Consider the following 25,337-nt stretch of genomic DNA (forward strand, 5'->3'; position numbering starts at 1 on the left):
TCCTCACATGAGGGCTTCCACGTCAAGGCATGGCATCATGATGACATTGTGCATCTCCAAGTTCGTAAACGGTATCCGAGGTCCGAGCCCGATTGCATGACGCGGCTCGGCGTCCGAGCCTGATCAACCTCACATCCGGTCGCCGTTCGAAGCGGCTGCACCACTATCCCGCTTTCGGCGGGCAAGGGCTCAGAAGGACGAGACCATTCTTGTAGACGGCTTGCTTGGAGCCATGGACTACCACGGTTCGTCCCCCTGGATCCGTCAGGGCTGATCGGGCCCTGGGGATGGAAGTAACTTTACAGTCGTGTTTGCGTTAGGCGGCTTTCATAGTGGCACCCTCAATGACGACACCGAACGTCACATATTTCCAAAACGCGACGAGAAGCTTGCGTGCAAGGGCAACGATCGTCGTCGCCTTGCGCCTACCCGCATTCTGGCTGACCCGTTCGCGGAACCAGCGGCTTAGCGTTGAGTCCGGCTGGTGGCGTAGCCAAAGCCATGCGAGTTGCACCATCGCCGTTCGAAGGCGTGGATTGCCCGCCTTCGAGATGCCTTGCTCACGGTTGATCGAGCCGCTTTGCCAGGGGCTCGCAGCCAGGCCCGCATAGGATGCGACCTGTCTGCGATTGGCAAAATGCCGGGACAGACATTCGGTATGGATAATCGTCGCGAATTCCGGCCCGATCCCCTTGATGCCGAGCAACATCGCCGTGGGGTTGGTCATGACTTCCTTGTCCTGCGCCAGGATCGCGTCGCGCTCGACCTCGACTGCCTTGATCTGTTCGATCAGCAGTTCGAGGCGGCCGAGTTCGCGAAGAAGCTGGGCTTTGATGTGTGTGGGCAGATCGCGTCCGTCTCCTGTGCGCAGCTCTTCAAGCCGTTCGCGGCGATCACGGCGCCCGGGCTCATACCCTCGAATCCCCTGGCTAAAGAGTAAACCCTTGATACGATTGATGTGCAGCGTTCGTTCGTCGACCAGTATCTTGCGTTCGCGGCCGATCCTGCGGCGATCTTCGTCCTGCGGGGTTGGAACCCGCACCATCGAGCAGACGCGCGGCTCGCCTCGCTTGTAGGCCAACAGCGTCCGGATCAGGGTCTCACCGTCGATCCGGTCGGTCTTCGCCCGCCGGCGCTTACGAGAGACGGCAATCGAGGCAGCGTCCACGATGTGGCTTTCGATCCAATCCTCGTGGTCCAGTGAACGGTGCAGCCAGAAGCCATCAAGTCCAGCTTCCTGGATCGACACGATCCGATAGAGCCTGCCTGTCCGGGCCAGCGCCTTGTCGCGAAGTTCGCCGATACGGGCGAACAGCCCAGCAATGTCGCCGCCGTCCACCGTGTGCCGGGACATTTTATCGGCGGCACCTGGCGATAGCGAAGTTACCAGCCATGTTGATTTGCTCAGTTCCAACGAGACGAAAATTGCGTCAAGCTCGACACGGATGGCGGCCGGCGCTGCAGATTGTTCAGCTGTGACAGGCATGATTGATCTCCAGAGAGTTCAGTAACCCCGCTCTGCCACAGCGCAGGTCGCTCTCCACACCCTCATGGGATCTTGTAGCGGAATGTGACGCCGGTCTCGTCGAAGGTGATGAGCCGCCGGTTCGAGATGGCGACACGGTGGGTATAGCGCGAGAGATAGGCCAGCACCGCCTGCGGCCCGGCAAATGGCGGTTTGGCATAGACCACCCAGCGCTTCTTACGGATGGGCGATAGATATCGAAGTAGGGCCTTACGCGAGGCCAGGCCCGCCAAGGCGTTGAAGAAGGCCAGCTTGCCAGCGTCAAACAGTGCCAGCAGGCGTGTGAGGAACAGTCGGCGGAACAACGCGCCCAGCACGCGCACTGGTAACAGGAAGGCTGGGCGAGACGAGATCCACCGCTTGCCGTCCAGCGTGATACCGCCGCCCGGCACGATCATGTGCACATGCGGGTGGTGGGTCAGCGCCGATCCCCAAGTGTGCAAGACAGCAGTGATGCCGATCCGCGCACCGAGGTGCTTGGGATCGGCGGCGATGGTCAGCATCGTATCCGCAGCAGCGCGGAAGAGCAGGTCATAGACCACCGCCTTGTTCTGCCAGGCGATGTCGGCGATCTCGGCGGGCACCGTGAATACGACATGGAAGTAGCCGACCGGCAACAGATCGGCCTCACGCGCGGCAAGCCAGGTGCGCGCCGCCGCGCCTTGGCATTTGGGGCAGTGCCGATTGCGGCAGGAGTTATAGGCGATCCGCCAATGCCCGCAGTCGTCGCAAGCCTCGACGTGACCGCCCAGCGCGGCGGTGCGGCAGTTCTCGATCGCCGTCATGACCTTGAACTGGCTAAGGCTGAGATGCCCGGCGTGGGCCGCGCGATACGCCGGCCCGGCGCTACGAAAGATATCGGCGACCTCGAGCAAGGTGCGCACCGGTTCAACCGGGAGGTGCCCTGCCTTCCATCACGGCAACGATCTGGTCGAGCGGGCTGGCCACCGCCCGCATAGTCTTGCTCGAAACCTGAGTATAGATACCGGTCGTGTTGATGTTCACGTGTCCCAGCAAGACCTGGATGACGCGGATATCGACACCCTGCTCGAGCAGGTGAGTGGCGAACGAATGCCGCAATGTGTGCGGGCTTACCCGCTTGTGGATCTCGGCGCGCTCGGCCGCTTCCTGCACGACGCGATGCAACTGGCGCGCTGAGACCGGATCCGTGCCGTTGCGGCCGGGGAACAGCCAGCCATGTGGCAACATAACTCCCCGCCGCTTGCCTTCGCGCCACCATTGACGGAGCAAGTCCAGCAGGTGCGGTGAGAGCATGGCGTTGCGGTCCTTGCGTCCCTTGCCTTGCTCTACGCGGATCACCATCCGGGTGCTGTCGATGTCATCGACCTTGAGGTGGGCAACCTCCGAGACGCGCAGGCCCGCGCCATAGGCCACGCTCAGCGCTGCTTTGTATTTGATGCCTGGCGCAGCCTCGAGCAGCCGCGCTGTTTCCTCGACGCTGAGAACCACCCGCAGCTTGGGCATGCAGCGAACAACGACAAGCCCCAGCCCCATCTCCGGGCGCTTGAGGGTTATGCCGAACAGGAAACGCAGTGCCGATACGGCCCCATTGATGGTTGCCGGACCAACGGCGCGTTCATGCTGATCAATCTGAAAGCGCCGGAGGTCTTCGATCGTGGCCGTATCGGGAGGCCGGCCGAGAAACGCGGCAAATGATCGGACGTGCCGGATATAGTCCTTCTGCGTGTGCTCCCCAAAGCCACGCATCGTCATGTCCTGCAGCATACGCGCGCGCAGAGAGTTGCTCGGGACAGCGGTAGTGATAGCATCCATGGTGAGTTCCTTTCCGTTGAAGGAACTCCACGGTCGCAAGGCGACATCGCCGCTCGCAAAGCCTGAACAATACTACGCTACGTCACCCCAAGCGACTCTCCCGCGGAGCGGGTTCGTGCTTTGGTCGGCAGCCGCCGTCCGGCCGCAGTGCTTAGCGGCGGCAGCTTTCTACTATCGTCTATCCAAAAGCCGCCGGTCGGCTCCCGGCCCAAAAGCAGTCAGGTCTGGCGCGTACACGCGATGCCAATATGGGCGCACGGCGGACTTGACGCACGTGTAAAGGTCGTCGAAACGAAGCTCAGCCATTCCGGCAAGCGCATACAAGCGATGCGTACAAATCACGGGCTGGCGATCGTGAGCAAACGGCAATTTTCCGTCGGTTCTGGTTTTCGGTGTCGCCTCCCGTAGGGGTCACCATTTCCTCTGGCACGCGGATCAGATCGCTCCAGGCGCACCTTTATTCACGGGGCCGCAGCTACCACGCTGCAGATGAGGTGAGTTCATCAAGCGCTCTCCAGTGCAGAAGCCATATCGGCAACGATGTCTTCGGGGTGCTCTATCCCGATCGATAGCCTGACGGTCGATTCCAGCACGCCAATCCTCTCCCGCACTTCAATCGGCACTCCGGAATGAGTCGTCGAAGCGGGATGGCTCGCAAGTGATTCGGTCCCGCCCAAGCTGACGGCAAGCTTGAAGATTCGCAGCGAATTCAGAAAACGAAAGGCTGCGGCCTGTCCTCCCCGTATATCGAAGGAGAAGGTCGAACCTGCGCCGCTACACTGGCTCGCCAGAAGTTCTGCCTGCCGCGAACCGGAAGGAGAGAAGGGAAGATATGCCACGCTCTCGACCTTGGGATGATCGCGCAGGAACTCAGCCGCAGCCGCGGCATTGGTGTTCGCCCGCGCCACCCGCAGGCCGAGAGTCTCCAGCGATCGAGTCAGCATCCAGCAGCTATGCGGGTCGAGTTGAGTTCCAATGGCGCTGCGCATGAGGCGCACGGCCCGCATGAGTGCGGCGGAGCCGACGATGGCTCCGGCCACCAGATCGGAATGGCCACCCACGTACTTGGTAAGGGAGTACAGCGAAATGTCGGCCCCGTGATCGAGCGGTCTCTGACTCACCGGCCCCAGGAGTGTGTTGTCGCATACCAGGAGCGGTCTGTGTCCCTGCTTCTCCCCGATGGTGTCACACACACGGCTGAGCAAGGCTATGTCGACAAGGCTGTTCGTCGGATTGGCAGGCGTCTCGATGAACACGACCGATACCCGGCCCACCGCCACAGCGGCGTCCGCAGCCGCCATGACAACCTGCTCATCGGTGCCGTCCTCAAAGCCGACGGCCTGCATCCCCAGCTTGCCAAAGGTACGAGCGAGAAGCGTCTCAGTCCCGCCGTAAAGCGGCTGAGAGTGAAGGATGACATCGCCCGGGGTCGCGAATGTGAGGATCGTCGTCGATATCGCAGCCATCCCTGAGGAGAACACCACCCCGGCCTCCGCACCTTCGTAGGCAGCCAGGCGGTCTTCCAGGATCTCGCCATTCGGATGGTTGAAGCGCGAGTACACAAGGCCTGCGCCCTTCCCCTCAGGCAGTTCCTTTCGGCCTGCGACGTAATCGAAGAAATCTTGCCCATCTTCCGCCGTAGGAAAGACAAACGTCGACGTGAGAAAAACCGGCGGCTTCACCGCACCTTCGGAGAGCATGGGATCATAGCCGTGATTCAGCATGAGCGTATCGGGATGGAGCGCACGCTGGGCGATGGCTGACTTGCTCTTGGATGGTGTGGTCATAACCGTCTCCATGGTGTGAAGGCTGAACTCGACCCCGATCGCGGGGTTGCTCACCTTGGCCAAAAATAGGGCCGCAGTGGGAGACATGCGAAAAGCCTATGGCGATCGGGAAAGCATTCGCACGTTTGACGCGCCTGCCCGGTCACGTGATAAGCGGCACCGTGATGGATGCCAAAACCCCCGCCCTGCTCGCCCTTGCATGCCTTTTCATTTCCGGATGCGCTGCCACTGGAGCAAGCGCGCCTCCGCCTAACGATCGGTTGCTTGATAATGCTGCGGCTCCAGCGCGCGGGCTTGCCTTTGCGCAAGAGCGCTGCGGTGGCTGTCATGCTGTGGCGGAAGGCATTTCACCCAACCCGCTGGCGCCTTCGTTCAGCGCCGTCATCAACCAGCCGGGACTTACCTCGAGCACTCTGGAGCCATGGCTGCGCAACTCGCACGATTTTCCTGCTGAGATGAACTTCGCCATCGCCCCCCAACGCATTAGCGACCTTGCGGCCTACATGCTGACATTGAAGGATCCGACCTACAAACCGGCGTCGCAGTGAATGGAACCGGGAGCCGCATTGCGGCTCCCGGCGCGTTGCCGGCCTCAGTCTTCTGCTTCTTCGGCCTCTTCCTTGGTCTTGTGATTCACGCCCTGCTCTTCAGCCGGAGGCGAGTAGACCGTGAAGAGCTTCAGCGGTTCATCCCCCTTGTTGATGATGTTGTGCTTGGCGCCTTTGGGGATGATGATCATGTGGTTGGGCGTAACCTTGGTGCGGCTTCCGTCCACAACCGCCTGCCCTTCGCCAGCAACGAAGAAGGTCGTCTGGTCCGCGTCGTGCGTCTCTTCGCCGATGTCGTCGCCGGGCTCGATGCTCATGAGCACAACTTGGCAGTTCTCGTCATAGTAAACTTCCTTCTGGAAGTTCTTGTTCTTGGTAGCGAGATCTATCATGTCCTTGTTGAATACGGCCATGCTCTGCTCCTTTCGGGGAAGAAGGGGTAGTGATGCAGCGCCCGCTAATGCAGACGGACCATCCAACACCTCAGGTAAGCAGAAGCTCCCGAGAGCTGAGCCCGTCTGAGCAACGCTTCACCTCACGACCCGAAGCACGGTGACCTCCCTCGCGTTCTCATACGGGAAGGAGACGCAAGATGCAGACGAACGACAACCAGAGCACACAGGGTGCGCCCGCTACCGGCGACACGCCATCGTCTGGTCTCCGCCCGCAGAAGGGCGGCGAAGCTGCGACAACGCGGTTCGGCATGGAAGACGGGGACAACACCGAAGTGCCCGCAACCGGCACAGATCCCGAGCGGCAGTCTCCGGAAAAGAAGTAAGCAAAGCAGCCGAGGCACACCATACCCGACGAGAGCCTGTCCTGCGCCGAGCGATTGGTGCAACGGGCACCCATCGGGCACCTCGCACGTTCCTCCCTCTGAGTTAACCAACGGAGAGCAGAAATGGTCGATCTAAGCCAGGTTTCGGAACACATGAACATCATCGGCGCCGATGGGGTTCACATTGGCACGGTAGACAAAGTTGACGGCGACCGGATCAAGATGACCAAGGCCGACAGCGGATCGCACAGCGATCACCACCACTACATCTCGCGTGGACTTGTCGCGGCAATCGAAGGAGACACCGTCCGCCTCTCAGCCAACGCGGATGCCGCAGTTCTGCTGGAAGAAGAAGAAAGCGGCAGCTCGATCGCTGACAAGAAGTGAGCGGGATAGCACCGTAATGCTCGAGCATATCCCGCAGTGGGTCGGCGCGCTGTTCAAGAACGTGCGCGCCGGGCATGCAAAGCTCACGATCGTTCAGGATGAGGTTGCGGCACCAGGGGTCGACATGCTCGATCTCTCGAGCCCCTCGTTTGCCAATGGTGCCCGCCTGCCCGAGAGGTTCACGGCCGATGGAGTGGGCGTGTCGCCGCCGTTGGTGTGGGGAGCGGTGCCGGAAGGCACATCCAGCCTCGCCCTGATCGTAGAGGATCCCGATGCGCCCACGCCCAATCCTCTGGTCCACGCGGTCGTCTGGAACCTGCCGCCGTCAGAGCGCCGCCTCGCAGAAGGTGCGATCTCCAGCGACGGGGTCGGCGGACCGGATGGGCGGGACGTGGGACGCAACAGCTACTTCGTCGAAGGATGGCTGCCCCCGGACCCTCCTTCGGGGCACGGCAGCCACGATTACGTCTTTCAATTGTTCGCGCTTTCCGACACGCCCGACCTCGAAGCCAGTCCGGGGCGGTCCAGCTTTGCCGAAGCGCTGCGTGGCCGCGTCCTAGCAGCAGGGCTTCTCGTGGGGACCTACTCTCGTGGAGAGCCTGCAAGCGGAACCGAGAACATGGGTGCTCTGCGCCCGGCGCAGACCTGACAAGGCAAATGGCAGTCCCTTCGCAGGTATAGGGCGACCTGCGAGGGGACTGAATTCGAGGTAAGATGGGTTTTTTAGGACATGTCGCGCTGGCTCTGGCGATCCAGGCGCTGATTGGCGCGTCCACCAAAAGCTGGTGGGCGGGGGCCGGCGTCGCGTCAGCTTACTTTATCGGTCGAGAACTCGCCCAGGCCGAGTACCGATGGATCGAGATGTATGGTGAGGGGCTCAGGGCAAACATGCCTTGGTGGGCTCCATTCGACAGTCGCGTTTGGCCCAAGGCGGATCAGTGGCTGGACTGGATTGCGCCTAGCGGCGTCACTGCCTGCGTCGCATGGCTGCACGGTCGCCGATCCTCATGATGTCACTTTAGCGACGGCGCTATCCACAGGGACGTCATGAAGTACCCGAAAGCGGGCTTCCACCAGGCTGAAGATGCCGAAGCCCAGCAAGCCCACAGCCACGACTACATCCACTGGGGGCGAAAGCCACGCTATCGCCTGCGCCATGCCGCCGGCTTCGCTCGAGCGTTGCTCCAGACCCGCTCGCAGAAGAAAATAGCTTGATACGATGAAGATGAGACCACGCGCAGCATAGCCAGCTCTGCCGCACCACTGCGCCCAGGCCTGGCGCGCTATGGAAGGCTCCAGATGGCGCAGGAAGGTCCCCTTCACCGCACGCACCAGCTGGAAGACGCCCACCCCGAACAGGATCAAGGCGCCGAGTACGACGATCGCCGTACCTCCCGGCAATTGCAGCGCCGTTTGCGTCCCCTCTTCGGTCGCCTGCCCTGACGAAGCAACGCCCTGGATCAAGCGTATGGCTTGCCATGTGAGGAAAAGGTGCACGATGCCGCTCGCGCCCGCTCCAAGACGCTCAGCCACGCCCTTCCGGTCAGTACCATGCCGCTCTATATCGAGCAGCGCGTCCGACAATCGCCAGATGCCATATGCAAGCAGTCCAAGCGCCATCACGGCCAGAAGAATGCGGCCGCCGCCCTCCCCCAGATAGCGAAGCGCGCCGCTGGGATCTTCCGCTTGACCGGTCCGGATGACCAGAAAGGCAATGGCGATGTAAAGCGCGCCGCGCGTGGCAAAGCCGATGCGCGTCAGAATGGTCAACCGCGAGCTGGCGTTCATCATAGTATCTCCTGCTCAGTTGCGAACGGCTCGCCCTCCCTTCCGTTCCCTCGGCAGAAGCGGCAGACTGCTTTCCAAATCGAGGCTGGTACGCGAGAGCGATACTTCGCCGTCAAGGCTTTGCCGTTTCGAGCGAGCCCCACATTGCGCTAGCCAAGCGGGAACACGCGAATCACGAGCTGGGAGGCCGCCACATGAAAATTGACAACACCATCGCCGCCATCGTCACGGGCGGTGCATCCGGTCTGGGCCGGGCCACTGCGAAAGCCCTGGCGGACTCAGGGGTCAAGGTTGCCGTCTTCGACATCAGCGAAGAGGCTGGTCAGGCCTTCGCTCAGGAAATCGGCGGCACCTTCTGCAACGTCAACATCATGGATGAAGAGAGCGTGGAGGCGGGCTTTGCGAAAGCGCGCGAAGCCCACGGGCAGGAGCGTATCGTCGTCCACTGCGCCGTTGTCGCGGGTGGCGGCAAAACGGTCTCGTTCGACAAGAAGACCGGTGCCTTCAAACGCACTCCGACAGAGCAGATCGCAAAGTCGGCCGAAGGGATCTTTACTGCGAGCTATCGCGTCGCCTCGATCGCCGCTCTGGGCATGGCGAATGCCGAGCCGGTGAACGAAGACGGAGAGCGCGGCTGCATCATCTTCACCTCTTCTGCCGCCTCCCAGGACGGTCAGATCGGGCAAGTGGCGTACGGCGGCGGCAAAGGGGCCGTAAACGCGATGGTCCTGCCGATGGCACGCGATCTCATGGACCTTGGCATCCGCGTAAACGCCATCCTGCCGGGCACTTTCGCAACACCGCCGATGCTGCGCGTGAAGGAGATGAACGAGGCCGTGTTCGAGGGACTTGGCAAAGCAGTCCCCTTCCCCAAGCGACTTGGCAATCCAGAGGAGTTCGCCAGCCTTGCTGTGGAAATCTCGCGCAACACCTACATCAACGGACAGTGCATCCGGATCGACGGCGCCATCCGGATGCCACCCAAGTAAGCGGATCGGTTACGGGAGGACTCTGCCTTGTGCACAGTCCTCCACCAGCCGAAACAGCGTTCCTGTCGATGACGGAGCGCGTGGCTTGCTCTAAGCGTGCAGCATGCCACTTCCACTCGAGCTCCTCCTCCCTTGGCTGAACATCGCGGGCATTTGCGTCTTTGCCGCGTCAGGCGCCCTTGCCGCAGCGCGCAAGCGGCTGGACTTCATCGCGGCCTGCTTCTTCGCGCTTATCACGGCCACCGGCGGTGGCACTTTGCGCGACGTTCTGATCGGAGCGCCGATCTTCTGGATGCAAGATGCCGTTCCGGTCATCCTCTGCGTCAGTGTCGCAGTGGCAGCCTGGATGGTGCCGTTGCGCTGGTGGCCAGAACGCGCACTTGAATGGTTCGACGCCGCCGGCCTCGCGGCTTATGCGGTTTATGGCGCCGGTAAGGCGCTTCAGTACGGAATCGCGCCCGTACCCGCCGTGACGGCGGGGATAATCACAGCCTGCCTGGGCGGTGTAATCCGCGACATCACGGCCGGCGTGCCATCCGTTCTGATGCGCCACGAACTCTACGTCACTGCATCGCTGGCCGCTGCGGGCGTGTTCGTGAGTCTCCACGCGCTGGGGTTCGCTGCACCGTTCCCGTCGTTCGCAGGTTTCGTCGCCGGTTTTGCCCTTCGCGGAGCAGCCATCCGTTGGCAGCTTGCCTTGCCTCCCCACAGAGGGGCCTGAGCAATCAGGTCACGGTGAAGCCGCCGTCCACTCCTAACACCTGGTTCGTGACCAACCGCGCGGCAGGTGTGGCGAAGTAGAGCACGGCAGAGCCAATATCGCGCGGGGTGCACATGCCGAGGGGAGGACGGCGATTGCCGGGTCCGATCGGCGGCGGCCCTTCTGCCGCGATTGCGCCTGGCGTACCAACACCGCCGGGCAAGACCGTGTTAACCGTGATGCCATGCTCTGCCAGTTCGAAGGCGGCACTCGTCGTCAGAGCCGCAAGATCTCCCTTGGAAGCGAGATATGCAGCCAGTCCCTGTACGAATTGCCCGACCAGACCGGACGATGCGCAGTTAACGATGCGCCCGCCGCCGCCTGCGGTGATCATCGCTTGGGCGACCTCGCGGATCATGAGGAACGGCGCACGCGCATTCACTGCGTGGATGCGCTCCCAATGTGCCACCGTACCCTTCAGCAGCAGTTCGCGATGCTGCAATCCGGCATTGTTGACCAGCAACCAGGGTGCGCCGTGGCGCTCAACGACCTGTCGGACAGCTGCAACTATGGAGTCTTCTTGGGTGAGGTCGACGGAGACACAGTCGGCTGCGGCGCCGGATTCCACTTGCGCCCGCGCCCCCTGCTCATCGCGGTCTGCGATCACAACCCTGGCGCCAGCCTCAGTCAGCACCTCACAGATCCCAGCGCCGATACCGCTGGCTCCGCCCGTTACCAAAGCCACGCGTCCGCCCAGATCGAACATGCCTCCCATTTCACCGCTCCCTTTCGTCTATGCTCATTCGCTGACGAGGGAAGCAGCGCGGGTCAAGCTGTGAGCAAGTCATCCATTGCGCGCGCGGCGATCACCATGAAGCGTTCGTCTGCATCCATCCAGGTTTCGCAAGGCTCCCATCCCCCTGCGAGAAGCAGAGTCGCGGCGCTGCGTTGATCGTACTTGTGGCTGTTTTCCGTGTGGATCGTCTCGCCCTCGCGCATGGCGAAGCTGCGACCGGCGACCTTGAAGGCAATATCGCGCTCAGCTTCCAAATGCATCTCAACGCGCGCACGGACGTCGTTCCACACAGCGCGATGGCGCAAGGCGTCGAGAGGTATCGTGCCATCCAGCTCCCGATTGATGCGCGCAGCCAGGTTACAGTTGAACTCCGCCGTCACACCTGCAGCGTCGTCGTAAGCCGCCGTGAGCACGTCCACGGCCTTGATACGGTCCATGCCGATCAGCAGCACGCTACCCTCGCCAAGCGTATCGCGCATCGTGCGCAGCAGGTCTACGGCAGTTGCAGGCTCCATGTTACCGATGGTGGAGCCCGGAAAAAAGCCAAGGCGCGGATGCCGCATCAAAGATGAGGGGATGCTGGCGGGTCGCGTAAAGTCCGCTTCGACCGGGTGGATTGGCAAGCTGGGGTAACGCTCTGCCAGCGGCGCACAGGATTCGCGCAGAAAGTCGCCGGAGATGTCGATCGGCACGTACGCCGCCGGTGCTATGCAGTCCAGCAGCAGCGGGGTCTTCGTTGCGCTGCCAGCGCCGAACTCCACGACAACGCGACCAGGCCCGATAGCGGCGGCCATTTCGCCGCATCTCTGGGAAAGGATGCTGACTTCTGCTCGTGTCGGGTAGTACTCGGGCAGCCGCGTGATCTCCTCAAACAGTTCGCTCCCCCTGTGATCGTAGAACCAGCGGGCGGGCACAGCCTTTCGCTGCTGAGACAATCCAGTCAGAACATCCCGCCGGAACTGGGTATTAAGCGGCGTGTCCGTCGGGTGATCGATCAGCAGTGCGGCAGCAGCCATCGTCAGAGATCCTTGGCGAGGCGCAGACCGGTGAACTGCCAGCGCTGGTGGGGATAGAAGAAGTTGCGGTAAGTCGCGCGCGAGTGCCCTCGCGGCGTTGCGCAGCTGGCGCCCTTGAGGACGAACTGGCCGCTCATGAACTTGCCGTTGTACTCGCCGACTGCGCCCGCAGCTGGGCGAAATCGCGGGTAGGGAAGGTAGGCGGAGCGGGTCCATTGCCAGCAATCGCCGAACAAGCTTTCTGAGCCGATCGGATGGACCGCTCCCGCGCCGTCTAGCTGATTGCCTGCGCTGGCATCCTTCCCCTGCGCGATGGCTTCCCACTCAAATTCGGTCGGCAGTCGCAACCCGGCCCACGTCGCGAACGCATCCGCCTCGTAGTACGAGATGTGCGTAACGGGCGCGTCCGGATCAAGGTCCTGCCAGCCGGACAAGGTGAAGTGCTTGTCCCCCTGCCAGTACAGCGGGCTGTCGATCCCCTCCCGTTGAACCCAGCTCCAGCCGTCGGAAAGCCACAGGACGGCGTTGCTATAGCCGCCGTCAGCGATGAACTCTGACCAATCACGATTGCTGACAAGCCGGTCCGCCAGTGCAAAGGGTTCGAGCAGCGCCCGATGGGCGGGCCCCTCGTTGTCGAAAGCAAAGCCCGACGCGTCATGCCCCGCTCGCATGATACCCCCCGGATGCCTGTGCCACTCCATGGCCGCTGCGGGCGCTGGACTTGTGATAGGCGGAGCGGCGGCATAGCCAGGGCCTAGGGGGTTGCTCCAGAGCGCGTGCTTGATGTCCGTGAGAAGGAGCTCCTGGTGCTGCTGCTCGTGCTGGATCCCCAGTTCGATCAGCGGCTCAAGCTCAGGCCGGTCAAGCAACGAAGCCATGGCTTCATCGACGTGCGCGCGCCAGGCAAGCACTTCGTCAAGCGACGGCCGAGAGAGCATGCCTCTTGCGGCGCGGGCATGTCGCGCACCTTCGGCCTCGTAGTAGGAATTGAAAAGATAGGGCCAGCGCTCATCGTAGCGCGAGTAGCCCTCCAGATGATCGCGAAGGAGGAAGGTTTCGAAGAACCATGATGTGTGCGCCAGATGCCACTTGGCCGGGGAGGCATCCGGCATCGATTGGATCGTCGCGTCAGCATCACTCAGCGGAGCGGCAAGCGCCTCACTCTGGCGTCTGGTGACACGGAACCGATCCGCCTGAGTAAGCCCCCGGGTCGCTCCGCTTAAACTGGTTGCAGCCTCCATGAAGGCCTAAACGTGCGAGGCGCGTTTCTGCTCCCGCCGCATGCGTGCCCCTGAGGGCAAGCCTGCCTGACCCAGCTCGCCAGCAGTCGACGAGCGTGGGTCAGTAAAGTGCCTCAGGCCGCCTGCTTCTGGCGTTCCATTGCCTCGAGGTTGAGCATATCGGCCATCATGAACGCCAGCTCGATAGACTGCGCACCGTTGAGGCGCGGATCGCAGTGCGTGTGGTAGCGGTCTGCAAGCGCTTCGTCAGTGATGGCGATCGCGCCACCGGTGCACTCGGTGACATCCTGGCCCGTCATCTCGATGTGGATGCCGCCCGCGTGTGTTCCTTCGGCCCGGTGAACGGCGAAGAAGCCCCGAACCTCAGCGAGAATACGCTCGAATGGACGGGTCTTGAGGCCGCTTTCAGTCTTGATGACATTGCCATGCATCGGATCGCACGACCATACCACCGGGTGCCCTTCGCGCTTCACCGCCCGCACCAGCTTGGGCAAACCGTCCTCGACCTTCTCGTGGCCGAAGCGGCTGATCAGGGTCATGCGGCCAGCCTCGCGGCCTGGGTTGAGCGTGTCGAGCATCCGCAGCAAGGCGTCGGGCTCCAGGCTCGGTCCGCACTTCATGCCGATCGGATTGCCGACGCCGCGCAGGAACTCGACATGAGCCGAACCTTCAAAGCGCGTGCGATCGCCGATCCACAGCATGTGGGCCGAACAATCGTACCAGTCGCCCGTGAGCGAGTCACGACGCGTCAGGGCCTGCTCGTATTGGAGCAGAAGCGCCTCATGGCTTGTGTAGAAGCTGGTGCCCTGCAACTGCGGTACGGTCCGCGGATCGACACCGCATGCCTCCATGAAGTCCAGAGCCTCACCGATGCGGTCGGCCATCTCGGAGAAGCGCTGACCCCACGGGCTACGGCCAATGTGGTCCATCGTCCACTGGTGGACCTGGCGCAGGTTGGCATATCCGCCGCTTGCGAAAGCACGCAGCAGGTTCAGTGTCGCAGCAGACTGCGTGTAGGCGCGAACCATACGCTCAGGATCATTCTGGCGTGTCGCGGGATCGAAATCGATCCCGTTGATAATGTCGCCCAGATAGCTCGGCAGTTCCTGCCCGCCGATCGACTCCGTCGGAGCAGAGCGCGGCTTCGCGAACTGCCCTGCCATGCGCCCGACTTTTACAACCGGCTGCTTGCTCGCAAATGTCAGGACCACTGCCATCTGCAACAGGACACGGAAGGTATCGCGAATATTGTCCGGGTGGAACTCGGCAAAGCTCTCAGCGCAGTCGCCGCCCTGAAGCAGAAAACCGCGACCAGCGGCGACTTCCGCCAAGTCCTTCTTCAGTTCGCGCGCTTCGCCTGCAAACACCAGCGGCGGAAACTTCGCAAGCGTGGTCTCTACCCCGCTCAACTTTTCCACGTCGCCATAGGAAGGCAGGTGCCGCGCTTCATGCGCCTTCCAGCCGTCCGGTGTCCAATTGCTCGCCACGTCACGTACTCCCTGGCCGGTCAACATCCGGCGCATTCCAAGGGGCGCCCATACCCTTTGGTCACAAGGAATGCAAAGTGGCTTTACCCGCTGGGAGTGATCGGAAGAGTGATCGTCCGTCGACGCCCAGCTAGTGTGCCGCGCTCCTACACCTCAAGCTTCGGTTCTTGTCAGCACGAGACCGACCGCAGCAATCCGCTCCACATCGGCGTAGACCTCGTTGTCGAGCTCTTCTCCGAAGATGTCAGGATCCAGTTCGCGATAGTCCATGTGCACACCGGTGGACGGCAGTCGCTCCCGCAGTGCCTCCAGAAGCACGTCGCGCCCATCAACAATGGAAACGCCGGTGTGCAGGATCAATCGGCCACCCGGTGCCAGCAGCTTGCGCCCTTGCAACACCCACTCGAGCGACAGCTGCCCGCCATAGAGATCGCCACCATCGCGGTAGGCCCGCCGATCCGCATCAATCATGAAAGGAGGGTGAGTCACCATCGCGTCAAAGGCACCTTCCACCTCGCGCGGCTCACTCACGTGGACAGTCCGATGGTCGATACCTGCGTGTTCGGCATTGATCGAAGCGAGGAATAGCGCCTTTGGATTGACGTCCGCCAATGTCAGATGGGCTTTGCCTGCCGCGCGAGCCGCCACAATACCACCGACACCCGCGCCCGCTCCATAATCCAGGATTCTCTGCGTTCCCGGCTGTATGTTCGCAGTGATCAACTGGGCAAACCGGTAGCTATCGGGTCCGAGAAAAACCGAGTCCTCCGCCAGCGTGGGAAAAGCGGAGTGGATGAAGAGCGTTCCTTCGACAGCCGAAACCCGAATGCGGGCCTTGAGGAGGCCATCGGCCCGTTCCTCGATTGCGCCGGCCGCCTTCAGAATTGCGAGCAAATCCGCGTCAACGACGCGAGGATCGAAGGGCAGACTCCATCCTAGAACATCTCGCAATGCGCGCGCTTGCTGACGCGTGGACCGCTTTACAACTCTCGCATGGGTTGAGGGCGTAGCCGTGACGAAGTCATACTTCCGTGCCCTGAGTTCACGAAGCAAGGCCAGTAATGCCTCTCGGGCAGCATCGGAGAACCACAAGCCGTCCTGTGCTCGGGGCTCGTTCGTCACACGCTGAAGGTCGGTCAACATGCTGGGATCCCTTGTTCTTTTGCCGGAACATAACCAGCGCAGCGGACGCTGGTTCCGACAGGAAGAAGAAGTCCCGGGCAGCCCCCTTCCCCTGCAAAGGAAGGGAACGGGACTGCAGGCTTGACCGGCCTACTTGCGCGCCTCCGCACCCGTTGCTTTCTCAGGCATCACAGCCAGCCGCCAGGATTTCTCTTGCCCGAGGTAGCGCGCGGCCAGCGCCTGCATCGCAGCCGGAGAGGTCTGCGTGTAATCCGTGAGGATCGTCCGCAGGGACGCGATGCGCGAGGGGTCCGTTGTGGCGCCCTCAAGCTGCTGCATGAAGAACGCCGAACTCGATGCAGCGCGCGTAACCTGCTGCCGCAGCGGCTCCACTACACGCGTCAGTTCGTCCTCGGACGGTGGATTGGTGATGAGGTCCTGAGCGATCTCGTCCGCCGTATCGAAGAAGAGTGGCACCTTGTCGGGCTGCAACTGCGCCATCGCCGTGATCGAACCGCCAGCCTCGAGATCGACCGGCCATGTCGCGAACACATAGGGTGCGTACGAAACGCCGAGCTTTTCTCGCACCGCATCAACCAAGCGGTTGGTGAACAGCTGCGTGAGGATCTCCAGCTGGCGTGATTCCGGCAGCGCCGTCGAGCCGCCCCCGGTGGGCCATGAGATGACTGCCGCGGCCTGATCGGCGTCGCCATGATGCCTGAGCACAACAGCATCATCGGTCGGCTTCGGAGCACCGATTTCAGCAGTGTCCGCCTCGACCGGAGCCGGATCCCTTGGCTCCAGGGCACCGAAAGTACGCTGCAACGCTGCGACTGCCTGTGCCGGTTCGAAGTCACCATATATCTGGACTTCGATGGGGCCGCTGCTGAGGGCTTTTTCCCATACCCTGCGGAACCCCTCAGGGGTGGTGCGGTCGATCTGCTCTGGCGTTGGCGTCTGGAAACGAGGGTCCTTGCCGCGCTGATAGAACTGGAGGTCTCGGTTCAGCACGCCTTGGGGCGAGGTCGCAAAGGTGGCATACTGAATCTTCGCCGCTGCTTTGGCACGCTCCAAAGGCTGCTTGTCCCAACGTGGCAGGTCCAGCTTCGCGGCGAACAGATAAAGCTGATCGGCCAGATCCGCCGGTCGCGTTTCCGCGCTGAATTCGAATGCGGCGTCCTTGACGTCGAAGTTGAAGCCCATCTTGCGGCCGGTCGCTATCTGATCGAGCTCGTTCTGGCCCAGGCTAGCGACGCCAGAACCGACCAGAGCCATCTGACCCAGCGTGATGTAAGGTGCATCCTTTGGGTCGATCTCGCGATAGCCACCGCCGAAACGCACCTTTACCGTCAGCCGGCCCGGTTCTTCCTGCACAGGCCACAGCATCGCTTTCACCCCGTTGGCGAATGACAGCTGCTGAATGCCCAGCAAACCAGTGTTCTGAACCGAAGTGACCTGCCCCGGCTCGCCGATGGCTGGCAGCGTGTCGAAAGATACCGGGGGGCCTTCAGCCGTGCGGACCTGCTGGTCGGGCTTGACCGGCTGGACAAGCGCCTGGCGTAGAGCATCGCTACTGGCACTGCCCTTCTCCTGCGCAATAAAGAGCGCTCGGGTGACGGTGCCACGGAACAACTGCTGCGTATGCTCCAGCACTGCGGCAGGCGTGAACAGCGGCTTGGACTCGCGGAAGATCCGCAAGACTGCCTCGGGCGACGCTACGGTTTCGCGGATATCCAGTGCATTCACGAGATCATCCGCCAGCTTGGCACCAGGCAGAAGGCGCCGTTGCTCAACGGGAACTTGAAACGCCACATCCAGCTCGGCGATCTCGCGCTCGATCTCCGCCTGCGTTGGCGGACGGGTAAGGGCGTCCGCAATAACGCCGCGCACGTCGAGCAACGCGGCCTGCCAGTCATCGCCGAGCGGTGTCACGGACACGAATGTCCCGTCTGCTGAGCGCGCGACGTCCTGCTGGTTGACTTGCGCAGTCAGAAAGCTCCCACCGGCGCGAGCCTTGGACTCCAAGCGGCGGTTGATGATGGCCTGCGCGAGTGCGTCGATCATCAAGCCCTGGTTGTAGACGATGGTATCGTCCACCTGCCGCCATGGGCGCAGGATGGCATAGTTGATCGAAGGTGGAAGATCGGGCTCAACCATGATCTCGGTTCTGCCGATCGGGGCCTCTCCCTGCCCGCTGGCCGGTGGCACCGGGTCTCCGAAGCTGGGGGCTGGGATCGGCTTTCCGGGCACCTGCCAACCGGCAAACCACTTCTTCACATAGGCTTCCAGCTGGGCAGGTTCGGCGTCGCCCGCGACAATCACGACGACGTTCTCCGGCCGGTACCAACGGTTGTAGAACGCGCGGACCGAATCCTGCGTGGCAGCCTGAAGCGACTTCACGGTTCCGATCGGCGAACGCTCGGAAAGCGGCTGCCCCTCGTAGAAGACCTCCTGCATCCGCTCCTGTACGCGCTGGGCAGCACCGCCCCGCTCCCGCATCTCGGCCATCACGATGGGCACGTCAGCCTTGAGGTTCTGCGTACTCAGCGTCGGCGCAGTGACCATGCCGGACAACAGCTTGAACGTTTCGTCCAGTGAACTCGGCGTCGCGTTGGGCAAGTCGAGCTTGTAGACCGTTTGCGTGGCGCTGGTCTCTGCATTGGTATCCGTGCCGAACGCGGCGCCCAGCCGCTGGAAGGTCGCAATAGCGGTGCCTTCCTGGAGATACTTCGACTGGCGGAAGACAAGATGTTCGAGCAAGTGCGCGTAGCCCCGCTCATCATCCGTCTCGTAAAGCGACCCTGCGTCGACCCGGATGCGGATCGAAACCTGACCGGGCGGTACTCCGTTCTTTCGCACGGCGTAACGCAAGCCGTTTGACAGCTCTCCGAACTTCCACTCCAGATCGGGGGGAACGTCACTGCCCCGGTAGAGCCAGGGAACCTGCGCAGCGGCATTGCTCTCCACTGCCGCATCCCGAGCCAGCGCCGGCTGGTAGGATGCAGTGGAGAGAAGCAGAAGGCAGGCGAGCGAGCGAGCGGCGCGCGAAGAGATGTGCATCACCGCGATATAGGACGGGCGCAACTTAAGGGCCAGTGAATAGCCTCTGCCCTTGACCCTTGGGGCGGTACGCCTACATCGCCAATGCCATGTACATTGAAACGGAAACCACGCCGAATCCCGCCACGCTCAAGTTCCTTCCGGGACGTCAGGTGATGGCATCCGGAACGCGAGAGTTCACTTCGCCTGAGGCCGCCGCCGCCTCGCCGCTCGCCGAAGCTCTTTTCGATATTGGCGAAGTAACAGGTGTGTTCTTCGGGCACGACTTCGTGTCGGTAACCGCCGCCCCGGGTGCCGACTGGCCATCGCTCAAGCCGCAGGTGGTTTCTGTCCTTCTGGATCACTTCGTCTCCGGCGCCCCGCTGTTCACGGGCGGCGACGCCGCAGGCATCTCCGTGCCTGTGGAAGAGGAAGATCTGTTTGAAGGCCAGGCAGATGATCCCGCGGACGCTGACATCGTTGCGCAAATCAAGGATCTCCTCGACACCCGTGTCCGACCGGCCGTTGCAAACGACGGAGGCGACATCATCTATCGCGGCTTCCGGGAAGGCGTGGTTTTCCTGACGATGCAGGGCGCATGCTCTGGCTGCCCCTCTTCGACGGCGACCCTCAAGCACGGCATCGAAGGCCTTCTCAAGCACTACGTTCCGGAAGTGACCGAAGTGCGCGCAGCCTGATCAAGGCGCCGCAACCGGCATGCGCACGCTTGTCATAGACACGGCGACCGAGGCTTGCTCGGTCGCCCTTTTCACGAACGAAACCTGCATTGCGGGTGACTGGCGCATGCTCGGGCGCGGACACGCCGAGAACCTGGTACCGATGATCGCCGCCTTACCCGAAAAAGGCCGCGCCGAGCGCGTGGTTGTCTCTACAGGACCCGGCAGCTTCACCGGCGTACGTGTGGGTATCGCCACTGCCCGCGCACTGGCGTTCGCCTGGGGCGTCGAGACCTTTGGCTTTCCCACCCTCGCCCTTGTCGCAGCCATGGCGCGATCCCGCGAAGACGCTGAGGTAGTCGCGGTGGCAATGACGGGCGGGCATGGAGAGTGGTTCGTAGAGCGGTACCAGGCCGATGGCGCAAGAAGTGACACTGCTTCATTGACGCCAGGCCAGGCGGTAGCCGCCTGCTCCGAGCATCTGGTCGCAGGCAGCCAGGCCACCAGCCTGGTAGCAAGGCGAGGCTTCGGGCAAGCACTCGAGATCTGGCCCGATGCACGCGAATTCGCGCTACTGCCTGCCAAGGCACTGCAACCGGCCCCCGTACCCCTCTACGGGCGTCCTCCTGATGCGAAAGTGCCCACTGCATGATGCGCGGTGATCTGGTCGACCGGATCATGGCGATCATGGAGGCCTCGTTCGACCCCGCGTACGGCGAGGCCTGGAATCGCAGGCAGGTGGAAGACGCCCTGCTGCTTGGCAACTGTCACGCCTACGTGGTGAACCCGTCGGGGCTGCCGGCGAAGGACGATGAACCCGCGGCTGGCTTTTCGCTTTCCCGTTCGGGCTTCGAGGAAGAGGAGCTGTTGCTCTTTGCAGTTACTCCTGAGTATCGGGGCCGCGGCATTGGGCGATCCATTCTCGATGCTCTTTATCGGGCCGCAGAAAGTCGCGGAGCCAAGCGGCTGTTACTGGAAATGCGTCGCGGAAACCCAGCAGAGAGGCTCTACCGCGCATTCGGCTTTTCCACGATTGGTGAAAGAAAGGCTTACTATCGAACTCCGCATGGAACGCGGATCGATGCTATCACCTTCGCCTACCAATTCGAGCAGGATAGCTGACCTAGCTTACTTCCTTGCTTTGCATTCTTGGTCGGTTCACAATCTATTACAGAATTAAACTTGTCTCCTCTTCTGGATTCGTTCAGAGGCATTTTCCGCAGGCCGGCTGGCTTGACCCAAAGGAAAATGGTCGCAATTTAGAGGTTAAGTGATGCAAAACATCGAAACCGACACGAACGAAATGCTTATCACGCTCACGTCTGATATCGTTTCTGCTCATGTCAGCAACAACAGCGTGCCGCTTGAAGATCTGCCGTCGCTGATCACAAACGTATACAGCGCACTCTCCGGCCTTGGCAGCGCTGAGCCGGTGCAGGAAGAAAAGCCTGAACCTGCCGTCTCGATACGCGCTTCGGTAAAGCCAGACTACATCGTCTGCCTCGAAGACGGCAAGAAGCTGAAGATGCTGAAGCGGCATCTGATGACGCACTATAACATGACGCCGGAAGAGTATCGCCAGCGGTGGAATCTTCCCGCCGACTATCCAATGGTCGCGCCGAATTATGCGGAGAAGCGTCGCGAACTCGCGAAGAAGATCGGGCTGGGCCGCAAGCCGAATGCACGCCGCGGCCGCCGCGCCAAGCCTGCCGCCTAAGAAAACCCGCGAGCTTGTGAATGAGGCGGTGCAGCCCTAAATAGGGCAGTGCCGCCGCATCGCACATGGAGACGACGTGCATCAGCCCATCGACATAGAAGCTCTGTGCGCCCAGCGCGGGTTGCGCATCACTGAACAGCGCCGCGTCATTGCGCGCGTCTTTTCGGAGAGCACCGACCATCCGGACGTGGAGAAGCTGCATGAACGCGCTACTCAGATCGATCCGGGCATTTCCATCGCGACCGTCTACCGGACCGTCCGCCTTTTCGAAGAAGCCGGTATTCTCGACCGGCACGACTTCGGCGATGGCCGCGCACGGTACGAAGCAGCTCCCGAGGCGCATCACGATCACATGATCGATGTTGAGACCGGCAACGTGATTGAGTTCGTCGACCCCGAGTTGGAATCGTTACAGCGCCAGATTGCTGAGCGACTTGGCTTCCGCCTCGTCGACCACCGCATGGAACTGTTCGGCGTCAAGCTGACTCGCGAGAACGGCGAGCGCTGAGTGGCCGTGCCTGCCGGCCGGATCGGCCCGGCGGGCTGGCTGCGGATCCTGACCCGCTCTCTGGCGGGCCTCGCACTGCTGATCGCCTGCCTGCTTGTCTATCCCCTGGCATCGGCACTGTTTCGCCGCAATCCCGTGCCGCCCATGTTCCTTTCGGGTATGCTTCGGGTCGTCGGCGTGCGCGTCCGGGTCATTGGCGAGCGGGTTCATCCGCCCAGCATCCTGCTTGCCAATCATGTGAGCTGGATCGACATTCTTGCGCTCGCAAAAGCTTCGGGCACAGCTTTCGTGGCTCATGATGGGCTTGCGGGACATCCGCTCGCCCGGTTCCTTTGTCGCCTTAACCGCACGGTCTTCATCGCTCGGCATGACCGGGCGAGCGTCACAGGACAGATTACCCAGGTACAATCGGGGTTGAACGAGAGCGGTATCCTGACGCTGTTCCCTGAAGGAACGACAGGCGACGGATGCAATCTCATGCCCTTCAAATCATCTCTGCTCGCGGCGATCGAGCGGAGCCCGGAGTCGATTGCAATCCGCCCGGTGTGGATCGACTACGGCTCGCAGGCTTCCGAATTTGCATGGATCGGAGACGAGGGAGGACTTTCGAACGCCAAGCGTGTCCTTGCTCACTCAAAACCGATATTTGTTGCCGTTCACTTGCTGCCGCCGATCGGAGCGGAACAACGGCGAAACCGCAAGGTGATGGCCGAGGCAGCACGCAACGCCATCGCCACGCAGATGGGGCTCGTCAGCGCCTAGCGTTGTAGGCGATCTGCTCATCGTTCAGCTGGAAGCCCACGAGCAGCTCGAAAGACGCGCGCGCGACGGCCGCACGCACTTCAGGATCGGCAAGAGGATCGAGGGCCGCATCGGCATCGCCGGCTTCGCGCCTGCGCGTGATGCGGTCGCGGATTTCCTGCGGCAGCGTTGCCGCAGCGCGATCGATGTAGGCCGATCCACTGCCTTTCGCCTGCGCTCGCTCTTCGCCCGGAGCAAACGTCAAAGTGACAGACCCCACGCGCTTGCTGGTGACAGTCGTGCCACCCTGCAGGACGGTGACGAAATAGGGCAGCGTCACCTGCCGCGCGCCGCTGGTATCGCTCCGGCGGGCATAGACGTCGAAGTCGACGGTCGCGAAGACTTTGTCCCCCTGATCCTCGGAGCACTGGGTGCGCACGTTCGTCATGGCTGCCACGAGGTCGATATCGGATGCAGTCTTGTCCCCTGCAGTTCGGAACAGGGTCACGTCACCGGTATAGTCCGGGATCCCCACGGCCGGGCATCGTGACCGGACCGCCGTGATACCGACGCCCTGATCCACCACGATGTCACCCCTTTTCGAGCAGCCAGCGAGCAGAGTCAGCGTAGCGGCGGCACAAAGTGCGGTGACAGGCAGGCGGCGTGCGATCATGAAGGCATCCTTGGCTTGCATGCGCTTGCCCTAGCGAGGCGCGCGGCAAAGCGCTAGAGGCGCTATTATGAACGCGCCCTTTCCCCCTTCGCGCCCGCCCCTGCACTTGCTCATTGCCGCGCCACGCGGATTTTGTGCCGGGGTGGATCGTGCCATCGAGATCGTGCAGCGCGCGCTCGAGCGCTACGGCCCGCCGGTCTATGTGCGGCACGAGATCGTTCACAACAAATTCGTCGTGGACACGCTCAAAGCAAAGGGCGCCATCTTCGTTGAAGATCTGGACGAGGTACCCGATGGGCTGCCCGTGATCTTCAGCGCCCACGGAGTGCCCAAGTCCGTCCCCGCCGAAGCAACAGCACGCGGACTTGATTGGCTCGACGCGACTTGCCCCCTTGTCAGCAAGGTTCATCGTCAGGCCGAGCGACAGCTCGAAGCGGGGCGGCATATTCTCTTTATCGGCCACGCAGGTCACCCTGAGGTGATCGGGACGTTCGGGCAGGTTCCGGAAGGGGCCATGACTCTGGTTGAGACTGTCGAGGATGTAGCAGCCCTCTCCTTTGCGGAAGACGCGCAGCTTGCCTACCTGACGCAGACGACCCTGTCGGTAGACGATACAGCAGCGATTCTGGCCGCGATCGAAGCGCGGTTTCCGCAGGTCGTCGCACCCAAGGCAGAAGATATCTGCTATGCCACGTCGAACCGGCAGGCTGCGGTGAAGGAGATCGCGCCGATGTGCGATCTGGTGCTCGTAATCGGCGCTCCCAACAGTTCTAATTCCTTGCGTCTCGTCGAAGTCGCGGAGCGCTGCGGCAAGCCGGCATATCTTATTCAGCGGGCAAGCGAACTCGATCCCGCCTGGCTCGACGGGGTCAATACGGTGGGCGTAACTGCTGGCGCATCCGCACCGGAGGCTCTGGTAGATGAAGTCCTCGCGTGCCTGCGGCAGTGGCGCGAGGTTGCCGTCGAGGAAGTCGTGACCGCACGTGAGCGAATGACCTTCAAGCTTCCCCGACAACTCGCAGACTGAAAGTAGCGACAATGGCAGTCTACACGCGGCTGGGCGCGGAGGAACTCGCTCGCATTATCGAGGCTTTCGACGTCGGAACCCTGGTATCAGCAAAAGGGATCGCGGAGGGTGTTTCCAACAGCAACTGGCTGATTGAGACACAACGCGCCGGCGGGTCCACGCAGCGCTTCATCCTCACGATGTATGAAACTCGTGTTGACGTTGCGGACCTGCCGTTCTTCCTGAATTTGCTGGACCACCTCGCCGCCCGCGAATGCCCGGTGCCCCGTACCATACATGACCGCGAAGGCGCCTCGTACCGCCTGTACGATGGCAAGGCACTGGCACTCATCGAATTCCTTCCGGGTGTGTCGGTCAGCGAACCGACGCCTGCGCAGGCGCACGCCGTCGGGCAAGCCCTCGCACAGGTGCACCACGCCGCTCGCGATTTTTCGGGCGATCGCGCCAATGGAATGGGGCACGCGGCCTGGTCTGAGCTGCTAACCGCCTGCGGGCCGGATGCGCTGGCCGCCATTGACCCGGGTCTTGGTGAATTGGTGGGGCGCGAACTGCCGCTGGTCTCTGCCAACTGGCCGGCTCATTTACCCCACTCCGTCATTCACGCCGATCTGTTTCCAGACAACGTCCTCATGCTGGACGATCGAGTCACCGGGCTGATCGACTTCTACTTCGCCTGCGTCGATATCACGGCATACGATGTCGCCGTGACACATGCCGCCTGGTGCTTCAGCCCGGATGGCTCACAGTTCCTGCCCGAGCTGTCTGCTGCTCTTCTCTCGGGTTACAGCGCAGTGTGCCCGCTCTCGGCTGAAGAGCGTGAGGCCCTGCCGCTGCTGGCGCGAGCCGCCTCGCTGCGGTTTCTCGCGACGCGCGCCTATGACTGGATCAACACTCCAACCGACGCCCTGGTAACACCAAAGGATCCGATGGCCTTTGCACGCAGGCTTGCCTTCTATGGTCAGCCCTGCAATGCCAAGCTCTTCCAAGAGACCTGAAA

General features: G+C 62.1%; 27 protein-coding genes and 1 pseudogene. 15 read left to right on the forward strand and 13 right to left on the reverse strand.

From position 1 onward, the window contains the following. Nucleotides 1–316: 316 nt before the first annotated feature. The 4 genes and pseudogenes from ABUH87_RS02820 to ABUH87_RS02835 all read right to left on the reverse strand — a co-directional run bounded on the left by ABUH87_RS02820 (nt 317) and on the right by ABUH87_RS02835 (nt 5,106). Nucleotides 317–1,486 carry an IS110 family RNA-guided transposase gene (locus ABUH87_RS02820; protein ID WP_367768160.1) on the reverse strand — a complete coding sequence of 390 codons (1,170 nt, stop codon included), beginning with the start codon at nt 1,484–1,486 and terminating at the stop codon, nt 317–319. A gap of 71 nt (nt 1,487–1,557) precedes the next feature. Then, nucleotides 1,558–2,409: pseudogene (locus tag ABUH87_RS02825) on the reverse strand (IS91 family transposase); the annotation flags it as partial. Nucleotides 2,410–2,413: 4 nt separating this feature from the next. Continuing rightward, on the reverse strand, nt 2,414–3,319 hold the full coding sequence (locus ABUH87_RS02830; RefSeq protein ID WP_367769175.1) for a tyrosine-type recombinase/integrase: 906 nt from the start codon (nt 3,317–3,319) through the stop codon (nt 2,414–2,416). Between the two features lie 503 nt (nt 3,320–3,822). After that, nucleotides 3,823–5,106 (reverse strand): cystathionine gamma-synthase family protein, encoded by a 1,284-nt coding sequence (locus ABUH87_RS02835; RefSeq protein WP_367769178.1) that lies wholly within the window; start codon nt 5,104–5,106, stop codon nt 3,823–3,825. Between the two features lie 164 nt (nt 5,107–5,270). Here ABUH87_RS02835 and ABUH87_RS02840 point away from each other — a divergent pair, with 164 nt between their 5' ends. Next, the gene (locus ABUH87_RS02840) at nt 5,271–5,654 is read left to right on the forward strand and encodes a cytochrome c family protein (RefSeq protein WP_367769182.1); all 384 of its coding nucleotides are present in this window, start codon (nt 5,271–5,273) and stop codon (nt 5,652–5,654) included. Nucleotides 5,655–5,698: 44 nt separating this feature from the next. Here the strand turns inward: ABUH87_RS02840 and ABUH87_RS02845 are convergent, their stop codons facing one another. Beyond that, nucleotides 5,699–6,067 carry a cupin domain-containing protein gene (locus tag ABUH87_RS02845; RefSeq protein ID WP_367769185.1) on the reverse strand — a complete coding sequence of 123 codons (369 nt, stop codon included), beginning with the start codon at nt 6,065–6,067 and terminating at the stop codon, nt 5,699–5,701. A gap of 179 nt (nt 6,068–6,246) precedes the next feature. Here ABUH87_RS02845 and ABUH87_RS02850 point away from each other — a divergent pair, with 179 nt between their 5' ends. The 4 genes from ABUH87_RS02850 to ABUH87_RS02865 all read left to right on the forward strand — a co-directional run bounded on the left by ABUH87_RS02850 (nt 6,247) and on the right by ABUH87_RS02865 (nt 7,830). After that, nucleotides 6,247–6,432: a hypothetical protein gene (locus tag ABUH87_RS02850; protein ID WP_367769188.1), complete on the forward strand. Its 186-nt coding sequence runs from the start codon at nt 6,247–6,249 to the stop codon at nt 6,430–6,432. A gap of 123 nt (nt 6,433–6,555) precedes the next feature. Then, nucleotides 6,556–6,819, forward strand: coding sequence for a DUF2171 domain-containing protein (locus ABUH87_RS02855; RefSeq protein ID WP_367769191.1), 264 nt, complete (start codon nt 6,556–6,558; stop codon nt 6,817–6,819). Nucleotides 6,820–6,835: 16 nt separating this feature from the next. After that, complete coding sequence (locus ABUH87_RS02860; RefSeq protein WP_367769193.1) at nt 6,836–7,468, forward strand: YbhB/YbcL family Raf kinase inhibitor-like protein; 633 nt, start codon at nt 6,836–6,838, stop codon at nt 7,466–7,468. A 65-nt stretch (nt 7,469–7,533) separates the two neighbouring features. Then, nucleotides 7,534–7,830: a hypothetical protein gene (locus ABUH87_RS02865; protein ID WP_367769196.1), complete on the forward strand. Its 297-nt coding sequence runs from the start codon at nt 7,534–7,536 to the stop codon at nt 7,828–7,830. Here the strand turns inward: ABUH87_RS02865 and ABUH87_RS02870 are convergent. After that, nucleotides 7,825–8,610, reverse strand: coding sequence for a DUF1206 domain-containing protein (locus ABUH87_RS02870; protein WP_367769200.1), 786 nt, complete (start codon nt 8,608–8,610; stop codon nt 7,825–7,827). The two genes, ABUH87_RS02865 and ABUH87_RS02870, sit on opposite strands and share 6 nt — an antisense overlap. 191 nt (nt 8,611–8,801) lie before the next feature. Between ABUH87_RS02870 and ABUH87_RS02875 the strand changes: the two genes are divergently transcribed. Together ABUH87_RS02875 and ABUH87_RS02880 are read left to right on the forward strand one after the other, a co-directional pair. After that, nucleotides 8,802–9,596 (forward strand): SDR family oxidoreductase, encoded by a 795-nt coding sequence (locus ABUH87_RS02875; RefSeq protein WP_367769204.1) that lies wholly within the window; start codon nt 8,802–8,804, stop codon nt 9,594–9,596. A gap of 103 nt (nt 9,597–9,699) precedes the next feature. Then, on the forward strand, nt 9,700–10,317 hold the full coding sequence (locus ABUH87_RS02880) for a trimeric intracellular cation channel family protein (RefSeq protein ID WP_367769207.1): 618 nt from the start codon (nt 9,700–9,702) through the stop codon (nt 10,315–10,317). A 4-nt stretch (nt 10,318–10,321) separates the two neighbouring features. On the opposite strand, the gene ABUH87_RS02885 is transcribed toward ABUH87_RS02880, so the two are convergent. The 6 genes from ABUH87_RS02885 to ABUH87_RS02910 all read right to left on the reverse strand — a co-directional run bounded on the left by ABUH87_RS02885 (nt 10,322) and on the right by ABUH87_RS02910 (nt 19,018). Beyond that, the gene (locus ABUH87_RS02885) at nt 10,322–11,071 is read right to left on the reverse strand and encodes an SDR family NAD(P)-dependent oxidoreductase (RefSeq protein ID WP_367769210.1); all 750 of its coding nucleotides are present in this window, start codon (nt 11,069–11,071) and stop codon (nt 10,322–10,324) included. Between the two features lie 53 nt (nt 11,072–11,124). After that, nucleotides 11,125–12,108: an L-histidine N(alpha)-methyltransferase gene (gene egtD, locus ABUH87_RS02890; protein WP_367769213.1), complete on the reverse strand. Its 984-nt coding sequence runs from the start codon at nt 12,106–12,108 to the stop codon at nt 11,125–11,127. A 2-nt stretch (nt 12,109–12,110) separates the two neighbouring features. Next, nucleotides 12,111–13,349, reverse strand: coding sequence for an ergothioneine biosynthesis protein EgtB (gene egtB, locus ABUH87_RS02895; protein WP_367769216.1), 1,239 nt, complete (start codon nt 13,347–13,349; stop codon nt 12,111–12,113). Nucleotides 13,350–13,462: 113 nt separating this feature from the next. Next, a complete protein-coding gene (locus ABUH87_RS02900) occupies nt 13,463–14,836 on the reverse strand; it encodes a class II 3-deoxy-7-phosphoheptulonate synthase (RefSeq protein WP_367769219.1) in 1,374 nt (457 codons plus the stop codon). Between the two features lie 153 nt (nt 14,837–14,989). Then, complete coding sequence (locus tag ABUH87_RS02905) at nt 14,990–15,979, reverse strand: methyltransferase (RefSeq protein WP_367769221.1); 990 nt, start codon at nt 15,977–15,979, stop codon at nt 14,990–14,992. Between the two features lie 129 nt (nt 15,980–16,108). Further along, complete coding sequence (locus ABUH87_RS02910; protein WP_419956662.1) at nt 16,109–19,018, reverse strand: M16 family metallopeptidase; 2,910 nt, start codon at nt 19,016–19,018, stop codon at nt 16,109–16,111. 89 nt (nt 19,019–19,107) lie between these two features. On the opposite strand from ABUH87_RS02910, the gene ABUH87_RS02915 reads away from it, so the two are divergent. The 6 genes from ABUH87_RS02915 to ABUH87_RS02940 all read left to right on the forward strand — a co-directional run bounded on the left by ABUH87_RS02915 (nt 19,108) and on the right by ABUH87_RS02940 (nt 22,661). After that, nucleotides 19,108–19,695 carry a NifU family protein gene (locus tag ABUH87_RS02915; protein WP_367769227.1) on the forward strand — a complete coding sequence of 196 codons (588 nt, stop codon included), beginning with the start codon at nt 19,108–19,110 and terminating at the stop codon, nt 19,693–19,695. A gap of 19 nt (nt 19,696–19,714) precedes the next feature. Next, nucleotides 19,715–20,326 carry a tRNA (adenosine(37)-N6)-threonylcarbamoyltransferase complex dimerization subunit type 1 TsaB gene (gene tsaB / locus ABUH87_RS02920; RefSeq protein ID WP_367769230.1) on the forward strand — a complete coding sequence of 204 codons (612 nt, stop codon included), beginning with the start codon at nt 19,715–19,717 and terminating at the stop codon, nt 20,324–20,326. Continuing rightward, nucleotides 20,323–20,796 (forward strand): GNAT family N-acetyltransferase, encoded by a 474-nt coding sequence (locus tag ABUH87_RS02925; protein WP_419956654.1) that lies wholly within the window; start codon nt 20,323–20,325, stop codon nt 20,794–20,796. The genes tsaB and ABUH87_RS02925 overlap by 4 nt, the downstream gene beginning before the upstream one ends. A gap of 151 nt (nt 20,797–20,947) precedes the next feature. Beyond that, the gene (locus ABUH87_RS02930) at nt 20,948–21,391 is read left to right on the forward strand and encodes a Ros/MucR family transcriptional regulator (protein WP_367769233.1); all 444 of its coding nucleotides are present in this window, start codon (nt 20,948–20,950) and stop codon (nt 21,389–21,391) included. 76 nt (nt 21,392–21,467) lie between these two features. Next, on the forward strand, nt 21,468–21,899 hold the full coding sequence (locus ABUH87_RS02935; protein ID WP_367769236.1) for a Fur family transcriptional regulator: 432 nt from the start codon (nt 21,468–21,470) through the stop codon (nt 21,897–21,899). Continuing rightward, a complete protein-coding gene (locus ABUH87_RS02940; protein ID WP_367769239.1) occupies nt 21,900–22,661 on the forward strand; it encodes a lysophospholipid acyltransferase family protein in 762 nt (253 codons plus the stop codon). It begins immediately after the preceding gene. On the opposite strand, the gene ABUH87_RS02945 is transcribed toward ABUH87_RS02940, so the two are convergent. Next, the gene (locus ABUH87_RS02945; RefSeq protein WP_367769244.1) at nt 22,651–23,313 is read right to left on the reverse strand and encodes a hypothetical protein; all 663 of its coding nucleotides are present in this window, start codon (nt 23,311–23,313) and stop codon (nt 22,651–22,653) included. The genes ABUH87_RS02940 and ABUH87_RS02945 overlap by 11 nt on opposite strands. Before the next feature lie 67 nt (nt 23,314–23,380). On the opposite strand from ABUH87_RS02945, the gene ispH reads away from it, so the two are divergent. Together ispH and thrB are read left to right on the forward strand one after the other, a co-directional pair. After that, complete coding sequence (gene ispH, locus ABUH87_RS02950; protein ID WP_367769247.1) at nt 23,381–24,340, forward strand: 4-hydroxy-3-methylbut-2-enyl diphosphate reductase; 960 nt, start codon at nt 23,381–23,383, stop codon at nt 24,338–24,340. A gap of 11 nt (nt 24,341–24,351) precedes the next feature. Further along, nucleotides 24,352–25,335 (forward strand): homoserine kinase, encoded by a 984-nt coding sequence (thrB, locus tag ABUH87_RS02955; protein WP_367769250.1) that lies wholly within the window; start codon nt 24,352–24,354, stop codon nt 25,333–25,335. Nucleotides 25,336–25,337 lie beyond the last annotated feature (2 nt).

Origin of the sequence: Novosphingobium rhizovicinum (assembly GCF_040813635.1) — a bacterium.
Taxonomy (GTDB): domain Bacteria; phylum Pseudomonadota; class Alphaproteobacteria; order Sphingomonadales; family Sphingomonadaceae; genus Novosphingobium; species Novosphingobium rhizovicinum.